Below are 18,219 nucleotides of genomic sequence, written 5' to 3' on the forward strand. Positions count from 1 at the left end.
GAACCGGCCTACCGGTGTTCAGCGGTGAACCGTTCCAGAGTGGGGAAGGTGCCGGTGTCGATCGTGTTGGACGACTCATACTGATCAAGTCCCATCATGAAGAGGGTGCGGCGGTACTGCCACTTGATGTGCTTGTCGTGCCGTGTGGGGTCGGTGGGCCGCATGAGGGCGAGGAAGAAGAAGCACTTGACGAGCAGGAAGTCGCCCAGGTGCTCGCTCACCCGTTGCCCGGTCAGGGATGCGGTGGTCTCGTCGAGCGCGCCGGTGTAAGCGGCGCGCTGTTCCGGGGTGATGCTGTAGCCCTTGCCGCCACCCTTGAAGGCCACGATGTCGAGCGCGGGGTAGACGTCGTAGCCGAGCGGGACCGGTCCGTGGTGCTGCCAGTCGATGACGCCGGCCTGGAGGACGTTGGGCAGGCCGTAGTCGAGATGTCCGTGCACCATCGGGAGCCGGGCCAACCGGTCGAGGGCGTGCTCGACCGCCTCGTGGACGCGCGGGCTGTCGAGGTCCGGGTTCTCCTCGAAGACCTCTGCCGCGAACGCCGCCTTCTCGAACCACGGCGTGGCGGGAAGGGGGTGCCTCGCCTGGGCCTGCAGGAGCTTCGATGCGACGGCCGCCGCCGTGCTGATCACCTGGTAGCTGACCTGACCGTCCTGCCTGGCGTCGGCCAACGCCTCCTCGTGCAGCGAGCTGTCGCCGATGGCGCGCTCGATGACGAAGTAGCCCTCGTTCTCCGAACCGCTGTCGACGATCTCCGGCACCGGGTAACCAAGGCCGGCGGCCAGCTGCTGGAACTCGGCCTCAACCCGCAGATCCTCGCCGCCGGTCCGCTTGTAGAGCAGGCCGTCGGTGGACCTCCACACCGCGCCCTGCGTGGCCGTTCTGTCCTTCACGAACTCCCAGTCACTCATCTATCCATCCTTCCGTAGAGCAGAGTTCGGGTGGAGCACGGCTGCTCCGCGCGAGTCGGACGGGGTGGGGCCGGCCGCTCCCGGGGGAAAGAGCGACCGGCCCCCGTCACCGCCCGGCCGGTGCGCCTGGACCAGCACGGGCGGAGTCGGTAGGCACGCGGCGAGCGGTGCCGCGAGAACCACCTGTACGCGCGAGCGCTTGGCCAGGTGGGCGCGTGGGGACGGGGCCTGGGACGGTCGGTGCGGACGAGGCTGGCGATGAGTGCCGCCCGGCGGGCCGAGCGAGGGTACTCGGGTACCGCGACAGCGGGCACCGCCAGTTCGGCCCAGACCTTCTTGCCATGGGTCGTCGGTTCCGCGCCCCAGGTCTCCGATAGGCCCTCGATCAGCAGCATGCCTCGACCGGTGGTCAGTTCGTCGTTGCCGAAGTTCGCGGCGCCGGTGGGCATCCGGCGCGACGGGTCGTACACCTCGATCACCACCCGGTCACCGTCCGGGGAGAGGTGGATGCCGACCAGCAGTCTTCCTGGCGCGTGAATGACCGCGTTGGCGAGCAGTTCGTCGGCGACCAGCGCGATGTCGCCCAGCGAGGTCGGGTCGATCCCCCACGAGCGGGCGACTCGGACGACGGCGTCTCGGGCCGGCGGTACGTGGTCGCGCCTGGTACCGATGAACGAGATACGTCGGGCGTGAGTGGAGGCGATCACTGGTCACCATCGCAGGCTTGGAGCGCGTCGACAACGCTGTTGCACGGCCAGGGGCCGCAGCCGTCGCTGCACCGGCCGTCCTCGAACTGGTGGCGGTCGAGGACCTCTCGGGCGTGGGTGCCGGCGGTGGCGAGGCGCTCGCGACGCGCGGCCGCACGGTCTGAGGGGCTCGCGGTTGCGTTCGACGCCCGGCCGTCTTCCGAAGCGAGAGGAACGGCCACCGCGTCCGCTTCCCGCTGATGCGTGGTAGCGCCTCTCTGGGCGTCCGAGCGGAGGGTCATCGGCGCTTCTCCTTAGCCACTGGGTAAAGCCGCGCATGCGAGAGACCGCAGATGGGCCTCGGTCATGCGGGAGCGGGGAACGGCAAGCTGCGAGGGTGGTCGAGCTGCTGACGCACAGACAACTCCATCTCGACGCACCACGGTTAGGGCATGGGCTCCGCGTGCGTGATCGATGCAGATCGTGCATGACGGGTTGCCCCGGTACGGCTACGCTCGGCTCACCAGGGCAGGATCAGCATTGGCAGGAGAAGCCATGTCGCAGACGGCCAAAGGACACTCCGCAGCGGGCTGGATCGGAGAAGTAATCCGCCGTGCAAGGGTGTTGAGCGGGCGGTCGCAGGCGGACGTGGCCACCGAACTGGGCTACCACCAGTCGAAGATCAGCCGGTTGGAGAGCGGCAAGGGGACGCAGGACATCGACGTCCTGCGCGCTGTCGCAGCCGTGCTCGACATCCCGCTGGGGAGCCTCGGCCTGTCCTCCCATACCAGTGCGGACAGCAGGACGGACGACATGCACCGTCGCAACTTCCTGGCCGCGAGCGTCGCCGCGCTCGCGACCCCGACGCCCCGTCCCCGCGTGGGGATAGAGCTGGTCCAGGCGCTGCTGCCTGGACCTGTTCCAGCCGATCACGCGCCACAACCCCAGGCCGCACTCGCGGCCCGGCTCTCCCAGGCCCGGAGGCTCTTCTACACCTGCCGGTATGCCGAACTCGAAGGCGCGCTGCCGTCGCTGATCGCCGACCTTCGCCAGGCCCAGGACGCCTCCCGCGGCGGCGATCAGGTCCTGTCCGGGCTCCTCGCGACGGCGTACCAGACCGCGGTGAGCCTGCTGCTCAAGCTCGGCGACCACGGCAACGCCTGGCTGGCGGTCGGCCGTGCCATGGCCGAGGCCGAACGGAGCGCCGACCCCGTCGTGATGGCCTCCAGCGTCCGAGTCCAGGCGCACGTCCTCGCGCGCGACCGGCACACCGCGCCCGCCGTCACCCTCATCCGGCACACCGCCGACCAGCTCTCCGGCAGCTACGACCGGCGCCCACCCGAGTACCTCGCCGCGCTGGGGCTCATGCTCCTTCGCGGGGTGACGGCCGCAAGCGCCGGCGGCGACCGTGCCACGACCGCCGAGCTCCTCGGCGAGGCCCAGGAGGTCGCGCGCTACGTCGACCTGGACAGCCCCGAGGCCTGGGCGAACTTCAGTCCGACCAACGTCGCGCTCCACTCGGTGAGCGCCTCGGTCGTCCTGGGCGACGCAGGAGCGGCGCTGGAAGCCGCCCAGCCGCTGATGCGCAGGCGCATCCCGGTCCCCGAACGCCGGGCGGCACTGTGGGTGGAGGCTGCACGGGCCTACAGCCAGCAGGGCAGACTGGCCGAGGGATACAAAGCGCTCAGGATCGCGGAGAGCTGTGCCTCGGAGGACATCCGCCGACGACCCAGCGTGCTCGAGCTGGCCGGTGACATGGCCGCTCGCGACCGGCGCGGCGCCGTCCCGGAGCTTCGCCGTTTCTGCCAGGAGTTGGGAGTCCAGGTTTGACCGAGCACCGCGAGCCGTTCCTCTACGTCGTCGTCTGCGCGTCGGGCATCGCCGACGGCGTGGGCGAACTGATCACTGCCGCCCATACCGAGGGCTGGGGAGTCGGCGTGATCGCGACCCCGAACGGGCTCGGATTCATAGACCAGGAAGCCGTCGAAGCCCAGACCGGCTACCCGATCCGCTCCGCCTGGCGCACGCCGAGCATCCCCCAACCCCTGCCCCCGGCCGACGCGATCGCCGTCGCGCCGGCCACCTTCAACACCATCAACAAGTGGGCCGCCGGCATCTCCGACACCCTCGCCCTCGGCATCCTCTGCGAGGCGTACGGCCTCGGCATCCCCGTGGCCGTCCAGCCCTACGTCAACTCCGCCCAGGCTGCCCACCCGGCGTACGCGGAGAGCCTGGCCCGGCTCCGGTCGATGGGCGTCCTGCTCGGCGACTACGTCCCCCACAAGCCCAAGGCCGGCGGGGGCCGCGACAAGTACAGCTGGACCCACGTCCTCGACCTGCTCCGCCCCGTGGCGGCCTCAGTGGCGGAGAGGGATTAGCCGATGCTCCCGCCTTCAGAGGGGCCGCCAGGTGTCGCTGCCGCGATCGTGATCCGAGAGGGTCGGGTGCTGATGGTCCGGCGCCGGGTCAGCGAGGGCCGGCTCTTGTGGCAGTTCCCGGCAGGCAAGATCGAGGCCGGCGAGTCTCCCGAGCATGCGGCTGTCCGCGAGACCGCAGAGGAGACGGGGCTGAACGTGGCCGTCATCAAGGTTCTCGGCGAGCGCGTCCACCCGGAGACTGGCCGATGGCTGTCGTACATGGTCTGCGAGATCGTCAGCGGCACCGCTGCCGTCGGTGACCCACGAGAACTGGACGCACTGGCGTGGGTGGCGCTTGCGGAGATCCCCGAATACGTCCCGTACGGGATCTTCGAGCCAGTGCAGGCATACCTGGATATCGCGCTCAAGGACTGAGCGAACAGTGGTGGGCGGCCACCAGCTGGTGGTCGCCCAAAGCCGAAGCAGAATCCGGTCCCTGTTGGTCAGCGGTGTCGGGGCTGGGTACCGGGGCGCTGCAGGGCGGTCGTGGTGATTGACGGGTTGGTCGTGGCCTGTCGGACGAGCGGGGCGGCAGACGAGCGCAGGAGTGCCGCCTCGACGGTGCGGTTGGGTGCGGGGTTGTAGCTGGTGTGCTGGATACGGGCGATGAGGACCTTGGCGGGCAGGCGGGCGCTGCCGAGTTCGCGGCGGGCGGTGGCCTCAACGAGTAGCTGGGTCGGTTGGCAACGCGGATGCGGTCCTGGAGCCACTCGCAACTGGCCTGTTCCATCGCTCACGCACGTGGTCCCGCAGCGCGTCGCTGACGCCCGCCCACATGCCGAAAACAGCAAAAGCCCCAGGTCACGGCGAGTGAGTCCTGGGGCTTCTACAGAGCCGCCTATGGGATTCGAACCCATGACCTACGCATTACGAGTGCGTTGCTCTGGCCAACTGAGCTAAGGCGGCACCGTTGCCGCACGTGGTGGCAACGCGGGCCAGTCTACACAGGTTCGCGGGTGATCCGTAACGGGGTTCCGCGGCGGTGGGTCAGGCGGAGGAGACGGCCAGTTTGGCGGCGAAGCCGGCGAAGAGGACGGCGACGCCGCTGGTGAGGCCGGCGGAGAGGCGCTTGCGGCGGCGGAAGGCGGTGGCGAGGGTGGTGCCCGCGAAGATCAGCATGGAGAGGTAGAGCAGGCTGAAGGTCTGCAGGATGCCGCCGAGGAGGGCGAAGGAGAGGGCCGGCTGTCCGTAGGACGGGTCCACGAACTGGGTGAAGAAGGAGAGCAGGAAGAGGATCGCCTTCGGGTTCAGCAGGCTGATCACCAGGGCGCGGCGGAACGGGCGCTCGGTGGAGTCCGGGACGGCGGCCGCGGCGGTGTCGGGGGCGGCCGCGGCGGCGCGGTGCTCGCGCCAGAGCTGGCGGGCGGCGCGGAGCATGCCGACGCCGATCCAGAGCAGGTAGGCGGCGCCGCCGAACTTCACCACGGCGAAGACCGCAGGGTTGGCCTCCAGTAGCGAGGCGGCGCCCAGCGAGGTGAGGCTGATCAGGGTGAAGTCACCGACGAAGACGCCGGCGGCGGCGGTGTAGCCAGTCCGGACGCCCTTGCGGGCGGCGACGGACAGCACGTACAGGGAGTTGGGGCCGGGGAGGAGGATGATCACGAGGGCGCCGAGGATGTACGTCGCCAGGTCGTTGACTCCGAGCACGGTGGGCTCCGATGGGGGTGGCAGGGGCTGCGGGGCGCTCATCGTAACGTCGCACCGGTCGGCGGTTGAAGCCGAAATTACCCGCCGAGCCCCTCCCCCTCTACGCGCCGCAGCGCTTGCCCTGCTCCGGCGCCGGACCACCCAGCAGGTACCCGTTGACCGCCCCGTCGACGCACTCGTCGTGCCGTCCGTACGCGGTGTGGCCGTCGCCGTCGAAGGTCAGCAGCCGCCCGGACTCCAGCTGCCCGGCGAGGGACCGCGCCCAGGCGTACGGGGTGGCCGGATCGCGGGTGGTGCCGATGACCACGATCGGAGCGGCGCCGGCGGCCCGGACGGTGTGCGCGGCGCCGGTGGCCCGGACCGGCCAGTAGCTGCAGGTCAGCGCCATCCAGGCCATGTCGCGGCCGAACCGGGGCGAGGTCCGCTCGAAGTCCGGCACGGCCCGCTGGACGTCGGCCGGGCCGGTGAACGGCGCGGGCAGGTCCAGGCAGTTCACCGCCATGTTGGCGAACATGAGGTTGGGGTACGAGCCGTCCGGACCGCGTTCGTAGTACGAGTCCGACAGCTTGAGCAGGCCGGTGCCGTCACCGGCCTTGGCGTCGGCGAGCGAGGTGCGCAGCTTGGGCCAGAGGAAGTCGGCGTACATGGCCTGGATGACGCCGGTCGTCGCCTGGGACTCGGTGAGCCGGCGGGCGCCGTCGACGGTGGTCAGCGGCTTGGCGTCGATGGCCGCGAACAGGGCGCTGAGCTGCTCGCCCGCCTGCTGCTCGGTGCGGCCGAGCGGGCAGTCCTCGCGCTTGACGCAGTCCTTGGCGAAGGCCGCCCAGGCGGTTTCGAAGCCGCCGGCCTGGGTGCGGTTGCCGCTGATCGAGTCGAGCGACGGGTCCATCGCGCCGTCCAGCACGATCCGGCCGGTCCGGCCGGGGAAGAGACCGGCGTAGGTGGCGCCGAGGAAGGTGCCGTAGGACTTGCCCACGTAGTTGAGCCGTTCGTCGCCGAGCAGCGCCCGCAGGACGTCCATGTCGCGGGCCGCCTCGACGGTGCCGAGGTGGCCGAGCCGGTCGCCGGCCTGCTGCCGGCAGCCCTCCGCGAACTCCCGGTCCGCGGCCACCAGGGCGTCGATCTCGGCCTGGTCGTCGGGGGTGATGTCGGCGGCGGTGTACGCGTCCATCCGCTCGCCGGTCAGACAGGTCACCGGGCTGCTGCGGCCGACGCCGCGCGGGTCGAGCCCGACCAGGTCGTACCGGGCGCGCACGGCGCTGTCGTAGGTCTTGGCGACGGCCTCCACGTACTCGATCGCCGAGCCGCCGGGGCCGCCGGGGTTGAGCAGCAGCGACCCGAGCCGGCCGCCGGCCGCGCCGGGGGCCCCGCCCTGGTCCGGGTCCGCCGGGACGGCGACGGCCCGGACCGCCGAGAGGGTGAGGTCGCCGCCACCCGGGCGGTCGTAGTCCAGCGGCACCGTGAAGGTGGTGCACTCGAAGCCGTCGTCGCAGGGCTGCCAGGCGGGCCGCTGGCCGTAGTACGGCGCCAGCGCGGCGGGAACGGCGGCGGGGAGCGGCTCCAGCGGTGTGACACCGGGACGGGCGTCGGCCGCCGCCGGCCCCCCGGAGGCGAGGGCCCCGGACGGGGCGGCGCCGGGCGCGGCGGTGTCCGAGGAGGCCGCCCCGGGGGTGGACGAGGAGGAGCTGCACCCGCCGACCAACAACCCCGCGACCGCCAGTGCCGCGGCCACCGCCCGCGCCCGCATGCCCCGCTCCGACCTCATCCGGTCCCTCTCAGGTGCTGGGGCGCGGCCGCTGCCGGCGCCCTGGGTACCGCGAAGCGTAGCCTCCGCGGACACCCTGGTCAGGACGCCTTCGCCAGCGTCTCGGCCAGGTACTGGACCGCCTGGCGGACCAGCCGCAGCCGCTCCCGGTCGGCCGTGTAGTCCTGCACGTTCTCGGAGATCCGGACGTCGGCACGGGCCGACGCGCCGGCGCCGCCGTGCAGCGCGGTCTGCAGCTTGCGGGCCGCGTCCAGGCCCGCGGCGTCGGCCTTGGCCGCGGCCAGGAGCAGCTTCGGGGCGGCGTTGGCGGGGGCCTCGGCCCCCGTCCGGGTCAGCGCGACGGTGTCGTACCGGCCGGAGACCGCGGCGGCCGCGCCGTACAGGTCGGGGCGGGCCAGCCCGGCGGCCACCGCGCAGGGCGCGCCCGCCTCGACGCCGAGCGTGCCCCAGGAGGCCGGGCCGGGCGGCAGGGTGCGGAAGGTGGCCGCGATGGTGGTGCGCAGCGCGGCGTCGTCGGCGATGGCCTGGGGGGCGGCGGCGACCAGCTCGCACGGGTGCGCGGTGCCGTTCGGCGCCTCGGGGGCCACCAGGATGAACGGGCGGGCCTTGCCGGTCTGGACGGCGGAGCCGAGGCCCTCGAAGACGTCCGGGACTTCGGTGTCGGCGGTCATCCGGGGAGTGGCCGCGTGCATCACGACCACCGGGAAGCGGGCGTTCGGGTCCTTGGCGTACTGGGCGGGCAGCCAGACCCGCACGTTGCGGGGGTGGCCGTCCGGGCCGGGGACGGCGGACTGCAGCAGCTCGCCACCGCCCGGGTGGCCGACGCTGTCGAACCGGCTGGCGGCCGGTGCCGGCGCGGGGGCGGGAGCAGAAGCGGGCGCGGGCGCGACAGCCGGGGCGACCGGAGCGGGTGCCTCGTCGGCGGGCGGCGCGGCCTGCCGGCTCCCGCCCTGGCCCGTGCTGTCGGCGGTGAGCTCCGCGGAGTCGGACCGCGAGGCCGGTCCGCCGAAGGTGCCGAAGGTGCCCAGGGCCGTCAACACGGTCAGTGCCGTCACGCAGATGCCGCAGACCATCGCGCCGGCCGCGCGCAGCAGCATCGGCCGCTGATCACCGGTCAGCTCGTAGGTCTCGGCGGACCGCAGGTCGCGCCAGCGCAGCAGGGCGCCTCGGGCGAGCCAGATCCCGCCCGAGGCGGCTGCCAGCAGGGGGACGACGAGGAGCGAACGGACCATGGGACGCACCGCCTCGGGAGGAGGGCCGGACGACCGGTGGGGGCCGGTGCCGGACGGGACGCGACGGCCCCGGCGTCGGGGCGCAGTCGGCCCCAGCGTGCAGGGCGATCCGGCCGTCACACGCAGGTGTCCCCGGCGCGTACGGCCCGTTCACTCGAAGGTGGGACACCCGGGTAGCGCGGGAGGCCCTACCGGAGGCCCTACCAGCGGCCCCACCGGCGGTCCCACCGGCGGTCCCACCGGTGACGGCCCCGCCCCGGCCGCCGTCCGCGTCCGCCGACTCAGCCCGCGCGCAGGGCGACGGTCATCGCCTCGACGGCGAGCAGCGGGTCGACGTTGCGGTCCAGCGCCTGCCGGCAGGCGAGCACCGCCTCGATCCGCCGCAGCGTGCCCTCCGGCGGGCCGGCCTGGGCGACCCGGTTCAGGGCCTGCCGCTGGTCCTCGTTGGAGAGCGCGCCGGTGGAGCCCAGCTGGAGGGCGAGCACGTCCCGGTAGAAGCTCAGCAGGTCGAGCAGGGCGACGCCGAGCGTCTCCCGGCGGGTCCGGGTGGCCCGGCTCTTCTGCCGCTTCTCCAGTTCCTTGACCGCGCCGGCCATGCCCCGCGGAGCCTTGCTGCCCTCGGCCGCGCCGTACGCGGCCCTGAGGTCGCCGGTCTCCTTGGCGTCCTGGGTCTCGGCGAGCGCCTCGGCATCGGCCTTCGCGGTGTCGACCAGCCGCTGGGCGGCGGCCAGGCAACCACCGATGTCACCGACCTCCAGCGGGATCCGCAGCACGTCCGTGCGCCGGGTGCGGGCCTGGTCGTCGACGGCCAGCCGGCGGGAGCGCTCGATGTCCCCCTGGCCGGCGAGCGCGGCCATCCGGGCCGTCGTGGGGTCGACACCGTCGCGGTTCACCAGCATGTCGGCGACGGCCTCGGCGGCGGGCTGGCGCAGCACCAGCAGGCGGCAGCGCGAGCGGATGGTGGGCAGGACGTCCTGCACGGAGGGCGCGCAGAGCAGCCAGACGGTGCGCGGGGAGGGCTCCTCCACCCCCTTGAGCAGGGCGTTGGCGGCGGCCTCGGTGAGCCGGTGGGCGGCGTCGACCAGGATCACCGACCAGCGGCCGCCGGTCGGGTAGCTGGACGCCCGCAGCACGAGGGCGCGCATGTCGCCGACGCCGATCGACAGGCCGTCGGTGCGCACGTACTTCACATCCGCGTGGCTGCCCGCGAGCACGGTGTGGCAGCCGTCGCAGAACCCGCAGCCCGGCGTACCGCCGAGCGCGAGATCCGGGCTGGTGCACTGGAGGGCGGCGGCGAAGGCGCGGGCCGCGGTGATCTGGCCGGCTCCGGGGGGGCCGGTGAACAGCCAGGCGTGCGTCATCAGCGAGGCGTTGCCGCCCGGCTCCGGCGCGGCCCCGCGGCCGGCGGCGGCCGTCGCCCACGCCGCCCGGGCCGCGGCGCTCAGCTGCTCGACCACCCGCTCCTGGCCCACCAGGTCGTCCCAGACGGCCACTGCTGCTCCCAAGCTCGGTACGGACTGCGCCGGCGCCCGTCACCCGGGCGGCGGACGGCGCTCCGGGCACGGTTTCCCGGAGTCGAGCATACGTGGCCGGTACGACGGTGGGCGGTGCCGCCGGAGCACCGCCCCGGCCGCACCGCCCACCGTCCCTCAGGCCCCTGCCCCGCCCCTGCCCCGCCCCTGCCCAGTCGGCCCACCAGGCCGAGTGGGCCGCGTGGGCCATGTGGACCGCGTGGACCAAGTGGGACCGCGCGGGCCGGGACCGGGTCAGCTCCGGCGCCCCCAGCGCCGGCCCTTGCCCTTGCGGTCGCCCCGGTCGTCCGACCCGCCTTGGGCGTCCGTCCTGCCACGGCTCTCCGGCCCGCCGGGGCCGGCCGGAGGAGCGGCCGCGCCACCGCGCGGGTCCTGCGGCGCCGGGTCGGCGGGGCCGCCCTGCTCCCAGCGGGCCCACTCGTCGCGCGAGCCCAGCAGGGTGTCGGTGAGGCTCGGCAGGTCGTCCATCGGCGTCTCCTCGGCCCAGGAGGGCCGGGGGCGCGGTTCGGCGGCGGGCTGCTCCTCCACCGCCGGGAGCTCGCGGGTGCTGTCGACCGGCGTCTCCCGCCCGGCCGGGCCGGCCGGACGGGTCGGCTCGACCCGCGGCAGCACCTCGGTCCGGTCCGCCGGACGGGTCGGCTCCACCCGCGGCAGCACCTCCGTCCGGTCCGCCGGACGGGTCGGCTCCACCCGCGGCAGCACCTCCGTCCGGTCGGCGTGGTCGCGCCGCCCGGCACCCGAGCGGTCGGGGTCCGCCGAAGGGACTCGGGGCAGCACCGCCGTCTCGTCCGCCGGAGCGGTGGGGACGACCGGCAGCTTCGCCGTCGCGTCGGCCTCCGGAGCCCGGGACGCCGGAGCGTCACCGGCTCCCGCGGCGCCGGCCGCCTCGGCCGCCCGGACGGCCGCCCGGCGGTCCCGCTCGGAGATCTCCTGGGTCGCGTCCTCGGGCTCCGGCACGATCCGCAGCTCGGTGGTCACGTCGTCGGCCGGCGGAGCGGGCCGGTCCGCCCGGTCCGCCGCGCTCTCGGCGGCGGCAGCGGCCGCGGCGAGCGCGGCGGCCTGCGCCAGCCGGGCCTCCTCGGCCCGCTGCAGCGCCTCCTCCGCGCGCCGGCGCTGCTCCTCGCGCTGCAGCTCACGCTGCCGCTGGAGCTCCGCCTGGGCGGCCGCCTCCTCGGCGAGCCGCCGACGCTCGGCGGCCTCGGCGGCGAGCCGGGCCTCCTCGGCCGCACGCTGCCTGGCCTCCTCCTCGGCCCGCCGGCGGGCTTCCTCCTCCGCCTTGCGCCGGGCCTCCTCGGCCGCCTTGCGCGCCGCCTCGGCGGCGACCCGCTCGGCCTCCTCCTTGGCCAGCCGCTCCTTCTCCGCCTGTTCGGCGCGGAGCTGCTCCAGCAGCTCCAACCGCTTGCGCTCGGCCTCCGCCTCGGCCGCGCGCCGGCGGGCCTCCTCGGCGGCGCGGCGCTCGGCCTCCTCGCGGGCAAGCCGCTCCTGCTCGGCCCGGGCGGCCTTCTCCTGCTCGGAGAGCGGCAGCTCGCGGTCGAGCCGGTGGCGGATCGCGGTGGTGACGAAGCCGGGCTGCTGGCTGCCGTCCACGACCAGGTACCGGGCCGGGTCGGCGGCGGCCAGCGAGAGGAAGCCGGACCGGACCCGCTGGTGGAACTCGGTCGGCTCGGACTCCAGCCGGTCCAGCGCCTCGGTGAACCGCTCCCGGGCCCTGGTCGGGTCGACGTCGAGGACGACGGTCAGGTCGGGCACCAGCCCGCCGGTCGCCCAGCGCGAGATCCGGGCCACCTCGGCGGCGGCCAGGTCGCGCCCGGCGCCCTGGTAGGCGATCGAGGAGTCCATGTAGCGGTCGGTGATGACCACCGCGCCGCGGGCCAGCGCCGGGCGGATGACGTTCTCGACGTGCTCGGCCCGGTCGGCGGCGTAGATCAGCGCCTCGGCGCGGTGCGACAGACCGGTGTTGCCGACGTCCAGGACGAGGCCGCGCAGCCGCTGCCCGACCGGGCTGCCGCCGGGCTCACGGGTGAGCACCACCTCGTGGCCCTTGCCCCGGATCCACTCGGCGAGCGCCTGGGCCTGGGTGGACTTGCCGGCGCCGTCGCCGCCCTCCAGGGCGATGAAGAAGCCGGTACCGGTGGTGCGGTGCGGGGCCGGCCCGGCGGCGCCGCGCACGGCGTCGACGAGGTCCCGGCCGAACGGGGCGGTGCCCCGCCGGTCGTCGGTCTTGAGCAGCACGACGGCCGCGAGCACCAGCGTCAGCAGCCCGGCGGTGGCCACCGCGAGGGCCGCGCCGCCGTGGATGAAGGTGAACGAGCCGGGCTCGACCGTGCCGTACTCGACCTCGCCGTAGGCAGCGGCGATCAGCGGGACGACGATCAGCGCGCCGCCCACCACGGCCCGCAGCACCGCGTACAGGTGCTCGTCGACCGTCGGGAGCCGCGCCTCCTCGACCTCCTGGGCGAGCAGCGAGCGCCCGGCCGAGACGACGATCCCGGCGGCCAGGCCGGCCAGCACGGTCAGCAGCAGCACCAGGACGAAGTCCAGCACCAGACCGGCCAGGATCAGCGCGACGCCCTCGGTCAGCAGCGCCAGTGCGAGCAGCCGGCGGCGGGAGAGCGCGGGCAGGGTGGCCCGGGTGAGCCGGGAGCCGAGCGCCGGGGTGCCGACGGCGGCGAGCACCAGCAGGCCGTAGCCGATCGGCCCGGCCCGGTGCTCGGCGGCGGTCAGCAGCGCGAGCGCCGCGACGCCCGCCATCGAGGCGAAGGCGGCGGCGACCGAGAAGGTGAAGTAGGGGGCGGCGCCGGTGCGGCCCTTGCTCAGCGCGGGACCGGGCGTGGCGTCGGTCGGCGCGCGCAGGCTCCGCAGCGGGGAGTGCGGAGGGGCCACCGTCGGACCGCCGGGCAGCTGCTGGAGGTACGCCCGGACGGCCGAGACCGTGAACAGGGCGGCCGCGCCGAGCGCCGCGAAGGTGGTCTGGTGGACGCGCAGCCAGTCCGAGCCGAGGGCCGCGAAGACGTTGTTGACCAGGGTGAGCGCGACCAGCGCGGCTGCCGCGAGCGGCACGGTGGCCCAGCCGGTGCGGCGGTCCAGCGTCCGCACGCTCTCCAGGTTGGCCGCGGACGGACGCTGCTCCCCGGGGGGCGCGAAGGGGTTGGCCGGCGGCAGCAGGCCGGGTACGGCGGCGCCCTTGGCGATAGCCCAGACCCGCTCGGCCGCACCGGTCACGAAGACGGTGGCGAGCAGTACGTAGGTCGCGGCGCCGGAGGGCCCGGAGTCGGAGCCCAGCCAGACGATCCACCAGGGCGCGACGCCGATCAGCACGGCCCGCAGCGCGTCGGCGCCGAGCAGCGTCCAGCGCCGGTCCAGGCGGCCGCTGAGCAGCCCGTGCACCGGGCCGAGCAGGGCGGCGCCGACCAGCAGGGTGGCGGCCAGCCGGGCCGCGAAGACCGCGGCGACGGCGAAGGCGAGGCTGCGCGGCAGGTCGCCGAACTGCCCGCCGAGGGCGGCCGCGATCACCGTCAGCGCGAGCAGCACCAGCAGCCCGAGCCGGTCGGCGGTGCCGCCGATCAGCTGGGTGGTCCAGAGGCGGCGGTAGGGGCGCAGCCGCAACAGTGCCCGGGCGCGCTCTCCGGGGGTTCCGGCGGGCGCGACCTCCGGCAGGTCGGGCGTGCCGGCTCTGGCGGCACCGCCGGTGCCGGGGGTGGGCTGCTCCTCGCTCGTCATACGGTCAGCGTAGCGGTCGGCACCGGTCGGAAAAGAGGGGTGCGGGCTTCCGGATGCCCGTCATTGCAGGGTTGTGACGCGCCGCGCACACGCTCGCCACCCCGCGCCGGAGGTGCTCGCGCGCCGTGCCGCGCACCGGTCGTCCACAGACCTCGGGCCCGCGCCTCCGAAGAGGGCGCGGGCCCGGTGCCGCTGGTGGAGGGTCAGCCCTCGTCGACGGCGGCGGTCTTGCTCGCGGCGGCCTTCTTGGTCGCCGTCTTCTTCGCGGCGGCCTTGGTCGTCGTCTTCTTGGCCGTGGTCTTGGCCGCGGCCGTCTTGGTGGTGGTGGTCTTCTTGGTGGCGGTCTTCTTGGCCGCCGCCTTCTTCGCCGGGGCCTTCTTGGCCGTCTTCTTCACCGGCCCGCGGGCCCGCTTCTCCGCCAGCAGCTCGTAGCCGCGCTCGGGAGTGATGGTCTCGACCTCGTCGTCCTTGCGCAGCGTCGCGTTGGTCTCGCCGTCGGTGACGTACGGACCGAACCGGCCGTCCTTGACCACCACCGGACGCTCGCTGACCGGGTCGGTGCCCAGCTCCTTGAGCGGCGGCGCGGCCGCGGCCCGGCCGCGCTGCTTGGGCTGGGCGTAGATGGCCAGGGCCTCCTCCAGGGTGACCGTGAACATCTGCTCCTCGCTGGTGAGCGAGCGGGAGTCGGTGCCGCGCTTGAGGTACGGCCCGTAGCGGCCGTTCTGCGCGGTGATCTCCACGCCCTCCTCATCGACACCGACCACGCGCGGCAGGGACAGCAGCTTCAGCGCGTCGTCGAGCGTGACGGTGTCCAGCGACATCGACTGGAGCAGCGACGCGGTCCGCGGCTTCACGGCGTTCTTGCCGGTCTTCGGCGTGCCCTCGGGCAGGATCTCGGTCACGTAGGGGCCGTACCGGCCGTCCTTGGCGACCAGCTGGTTGCCGCTGACCGGGTCCTGGCCGAGCTCGAAGTCACCGCTGGGCTTGGCCAGCAGCTCCTCGGCCAGCTCGACGGTGAGCTCGTCCGGCGGCAGCTCGTCCGGGATGTCGGCGCGCCGGCCGGGCTCGCCCTCCACGGTGGAGGCGCGCTCGACGTACGGGCCGTAGCGGCCGACCCGCAGGGTCAGGTCGTCGCTGATCCGGAACGAGCTGATCTCCCGGGCGTCGATCGCGCCGAGGTCGGTGACCAGTTCCTTCAGACCGCCCAGGTGGTCGCCGTCGCCGTTGCCCGCCTCGGCGGCGCCGCCGGTGGCGTGGCCCTCGCCCTCACCGAAGTAGAAGCGCTTCAGCCACGGCACGGACTGCGCCTCGCCCGCGGCGATGCGGTCGAGGTCGTCCTCCATCCGCGCGGTGAAGTCGTAGTCGACCAGCCGGCCGAAGTGCTTCTCCAGCAGGTTCACCACGGCGAAGGAGAGGAACGACGGCACCAGCGCCGTCCCCTTCTTGAAGACGTAGCGGCGCCCGATGATGGTGTCGATGATCGAGGCGTAGGTGGACGGGCGGCCGATCTCCCGGTCCTCCAGCTCCTTGACCAGCGAGGCCTCGGTGTAGCGGGCCGGCGGCTTGGTGGCGTGGCCCTCCGGGGTGAGCTGCTCGGCGGACAGCGGGTCGCCCTCGGTCACCTGCGGCAGCCGGCGCTCGCGGTCGTCCAGCTCGGCGTTCGGGTCGTCGGCGCCCTCGACGTAGGCCTTGAGGAAGCCGTGGAAGGTGATGATCTTGCCCGAGGCGGAGAACTCGGCGTCCCGGCCGTCCGCGGAGCGGCCGCCGACCTTCACGGTCACCGACTGGCCGACCGCGTCCTTCATCTGGGAGGCGACGGTGCGCATCCAGATCAGCTCGTAGAGCCGGAAGTCGTCGCCGCTCAGGCCGGTCTCGGCCGGGGTGCGGAAGCGGTCGCCGGAGGGGCGGACGGCCTCGTGCGCCTCCTGGGCGTTCTTGACCTTGCTGGCGTACGTGCGCGGCGCGTCCGGCAGGTAGTCGGCCCCGTAGAGCTGGGTGACCTGCGCCCGGGCGGCCGAGATCGCGGTCTCCGACAGCGTGGTGGAGTCGGTACGCATATAGGTGATGAAGCCGTTCTCGTACAGCTTCTGGGCCACCTGCATGGTCCGCTTGGCACCGAAGCCCAGCTTGCGGCTGGCCTCCTGCTGGAGCGTGGTGGTGCGGAACGGCGCGTACGGCGAGCGACGGTACGGCTTGGACTCGACGCTGCGGACACCGAACGAGGTCTGCTCCAGGGCGGCGGCCAGCGCGCGGGCGGCCTGCTCGTCCAGGTGCAGGGTGTTGACGCTGCCGGCCTTCAGCCGGCCGTCCGAACCGAAGTCGCGGCCGCTGGCGATCCGCTTGCCGTCGACGGCCGAGAGCCGGGCGCCGAAGGTCTCCGGGTTGGCGGCGTCGGCCGGGGTGCGGCCGGTGCCGAAGGTGGCGACCAGGTCCCAGTAGGAGGCGCTGCGGAAGGCGATCCGCTCGCGCTCCCGCTCGACCACCAGGCGGGTCGCGACGGACTGGACGCGGCCGGCCGACAGCTTCGGCATGACCTTCTTCCAGAGCACCGGCGAGACCTCGAAGCCGTAGAGGCGGTCGAGGATGCGGCGGGTCTCCTGGGCGTCGACCAGGCGCTGGTTCAGCTCGCGCGGGTTGGCCACCGCCTCCTGGATCGCGGTCTTGGTGATCTCGTGGAACACCATCCGGTGCACCGGCACCTTGGGCTTCAGGACCTGCTGGAGGTGCCACGCGATGGCCTCGCCCTCGCGGTCCTCATCGGTGGCGAGGAAGAGTTCGTCGGACTCGGCCAGCAGCGACTTCAACTTGCTGACCTGCGACTTCTTGTCCGCGTTCACCACGTAGATGGGCGCGAAGTCGTGGTCGACATCGACGCCGAGGCGGCGCACCTCGCCGGTGTACTTGTCCGGGACCTCGGCCGCTGTGCTGGGCAGGTCCCGGATGTGCCCGACGCTCGCCTCGACGATGTAGCCGGGGCCAAGGTAGCCCTTGATCGTCTTCGCCTTGGCCGGCGACTCGACAATGACGAGTCGCTGTCCGTGCGCGGTCTCGCTGCTCGGGGACACCTTCGCTCTTCTCTCCCGGTCGTTACGTGAGCTGGTCGGCGCCGGCAGCACAGGCTGCGCTCCGCCCGACCCCTCCACCGTCCCGGGGGCGCCGCTGCACGACGACCCCACCAGCGGAGTGTGACCGTACCCCGGCCACCCTTGTCAAACGGAAGGATCCTGCTTTTTCACCGGCAAGGCCGACCGACGCCACTCGAACGGTAACCCGATGATGGAGGATCGCGCCCCGTGGAGGGGGGCTTCGGCGGGTTTCGAAGGATGGAATGACGGATTTCGAAATCTGTCAACGGAAAATCGACACCGCGCGGCGGGCGGAGCGGCGGTGGGACGGGGCTCAGCCCGCGAGGCCGGCGGCGATCAGTACCGCCCCCGCGGCCACGCAGCCGGTGCCGAGCGAGGTCCAGAGCAGATCGGCCACCGCCGCCCGGCCGGTTTCCGTCGCCGCCAGGACCGCGCGGCTCGGCCGCCGAGGATCGTAGGAGATACGGACGGACGCCCCGGGCGCGAAGCGGGCCGGCCGGCGCAGCGGGGTGTGGCCGCGCGGGCGGGTGATCACCAGCTCGGCGCATCGCCCCGGGCCGGCGGCGCCCGTCACGGCCGGTGCGGAGAAGGAGAGCAGCGGTGCGCTGTCCAGCTCACCGTGGGCGTCGGCCTCGGCGACCACCGTGGCCACCGCCGGCACGCCACGGCGCCGCACCAGGTGGCGAAGGCGCACTTCGGACGCGCACCAGAGCAGCAGTGCGCCGCCGAAGAGCGCGAGCACCGCGCCGCCCGCCGTGGCCGTCGTCGTGTCCACCCCTTGCCCCCAGCTCTGTCCACAGCCTGTGGACAGAGCTTCACAGTCCGGGGCCAACGCGGGACAGCCGTTCAGCGACCGGCGGGCGAACCAGGAGGCACCGGGAGATGAACCGGCAGGAGCCCGACCCGGCCCGTTCGGACCGAATCGGGTCGTGCCGCGCCGAGCCGTGGCGGGCCGTCGGACCGCGCCGGGCCGTACCGGGTCACGGCAGGCCGTTTCGAGCCACGGCAGGTCGCGGCGGGGCCGCCTTCGGGCTTCGACGCGAGCCGAACGAACGAGGGCACCGGCGGGTGGCGGAGGGACACCGGGTGTCGGCCGCGGGTGGGCGGCCGACCGGGCGCCGGGGGCGGCGGACCCGCAGGGTGGCGGACCCGCAGGGTGGCCGGCCCGCAGGGCAGCGGGCCCGCGGGGCGAGGGGCCCGCGGGGCGAGGGGCCCGCGGGGCA

General features: G+C 73.8%; 13 protein-coding genes and 1 tRNA gene. 4 read left to right on the forward strand and 10 right to left on the reverse strand.

Translation table 11 applies throughout. The features are described 5' to 3' along the window. Positions 1-8: 8 nt before the first annotated feature. A complete protein-coding gene (locus ABT263_RS15915) occupies positions 9-911 on the reverse strand; it encodes a phosphotransferase (protein WP_352291036.1) in 903 nt (300 codons plus the stop codon). After that, the gene (locus ABT263_RS15920; protein ID WP_352291037.1) at positions 908-1,618 is read right to left on the reverse strand and encodes an ATP-binding protein; all 711 of its coding nucleotides are present in this window, start codon (positions 1,616-1,618) and stop codon (positions 908-910) included. The genes ABT263_RS15915 and ABT263_RS15920 overlap by 4 nt, the downstream gene beginning before the upstream one ends. Positions 1,619-1,635: 17 nt before the next feature. Here ABT263_RS15920 and ABT263_RS15925 point away from each other — a divergent pair, with 17 nt between their 5' ends. From ABT263_RS15925 to ABT263_RS15940, 4 genes are all read left to right on the forward strand, one after another. After that, positions 1,636-1,782, forward strand: coding sequence for a hypothetical protein (locus ABT263_RS15925; protein WP_352291038.1), 147 nt, complete (start codon positions 1,636-1,638; stop codon positions 1,780-1,782). A gap of 370 nt (positions 1,783-2,152) precedes the next feature. Further along, on the forward strand, positions 2,153-3,427 hold the full coding sequence (locus ABT263_RS15930) for a helix-turn-helix domain-containing protein (protein ID WP_352291039.1): 1,275 nt from the start codon (positions 2,153-2,155) through the stop codon (positions 3,425-3,427). After that, the gene (locus ABT263_RS15935; protein WP_352291040.1) at positions 3,424-3,975 is read left to right on the forward strand and encodes a flavoprotein; all 552 of its coding nucleotides are present in this window, start codon (positions 3,424-3,426) and stop codon (positions 3,973-3,975) included. Before ABT263_RS15930 ends, ABT263_RS15935 begins: the two co-directional genes overlap by 4 nt. A gap of 3 nt (positions 3,976-3,978) precedes the next feature. After that, complete coding sequence (locus ABT263_RS15940) at positions 3,979-4,389, forward strand: NUDIX hydrolase (RefSeq protein WP_352291041.1); 411 nt, start codon at positions 3,979-3,981, stop codon at positions 4,387-4,389. Between the two features lie 457 nt (positions 4,390-4,846). On the opposite strand, the gene ABT263_RS15950 is transcribed toward ABT263_RS15940, so the two are convergent. The 8 genes from ABT263_RS15950 to ABT263_RS15985 all read right to left on the reverse strand — a co-directional run bounded on the left by ABT263_RS15950 (position 4,847) and on the right by ABT263_RS15985 (position 17,771). Beyond that, positions 4,847-4,920, reverse strand: a tRNA-Thr gene (locus ABT263_RS15950). An 81-nt stretch (positions 4,921-5,001) separates the two neighbouring features. Continuing rightward, positions 5,002-5,661 carry a leucine efflux protein LeuE gene (gene leuE / locus ABT263_RS15955; protein ID WP_329488488.1) on the reverse strand — a complete coding sequence of 220 codons (660 nt, stop codon included), beginning with the start codon at positions 5,659-5,661 and terminating at the stop codon, positions 5,002-5,004. Between the two features lie 100 nt (positions 5,662-5,761). Further along, positions 5,762-7,426 carry an alpha/beta hydrolase gene (locus ABT263_RS15960; protein WP_352291042.1) on the reverse strand — a complete coding sequence of 555 codons (1,665 nt, stop codon included), beginning with the start codon at positions 7,424-7,426 and terminating at the stop codon, positions 5,762-5,764. A gap of 80 nt (positions 7,427-7,506) precedes the next feature. Then, positions 7,507-8,658: an alpha/beta hydrolase gene (locus ABT263_RS15965; protein WP_352291043.1), complete on the reverse strand. Its 1,152-nt coding sequence runs from the start codon at positions 8,656-8,658 to the stop codon at positions 7,507-7,509. A gap of 281 nt (positions 8,659-8,939) precedes the next feature. Then, on the reverse strand, positions 8,940-10,151 hold the full coding sequence (locus ABT263_RS15970; protein WP_329492156.1) for a DNA polymerase III subunit delta': 1,212 nt from the start codon (positions 10,149-10,151) through the stop codon (positions 8,940-8,942). A gap of 273 nt (positions 10,152-10,424) precedes the next feature. Continuing rightward, entirely contained in the window at positions 10,425-13,910 is a 3,486-nt protein-coding gene (tmk, locus tag ABT263_RS15975; protein ID WP_352291044.1) for a dTMP kinase, read from the reverse strand. Positions 13,911-14,113: 203 nt separating this feature from the next. Continuing rightward, positions 14,114-16,975: a type I DNA topoisomerase gene (topA, locus tag ABT263_RS15980; protein ID WP_352291045.1), complete on the reverse strand. Its 2,862-nt coding sequence runs from the start codon at positions 16,973-16,975 to the stop codon at positions 14,114-14,116. 334 nt (positions 16,976-17,309) lie between these two features. Further along, entirely contained in the window at positions 17,310-17,771 is a 462-nt protein-coding gene (locus ABT263_RS15985) for a DUF3592 domain-containing protein (RefSeq protein WP_352291046.1), read from the reverse strand. Between the last annotated feature and the right edge of the window lie 448 nt (positions 17,772-18,219).

This window comes from Kitasatospora sp. NPDC001603, from assembly GCF_040298365.1.
GTDB lineage: Bacteria > Actinomycetota > Actinomycetes > Streptomycetales > Streptomycetaceae > Kitasatospora.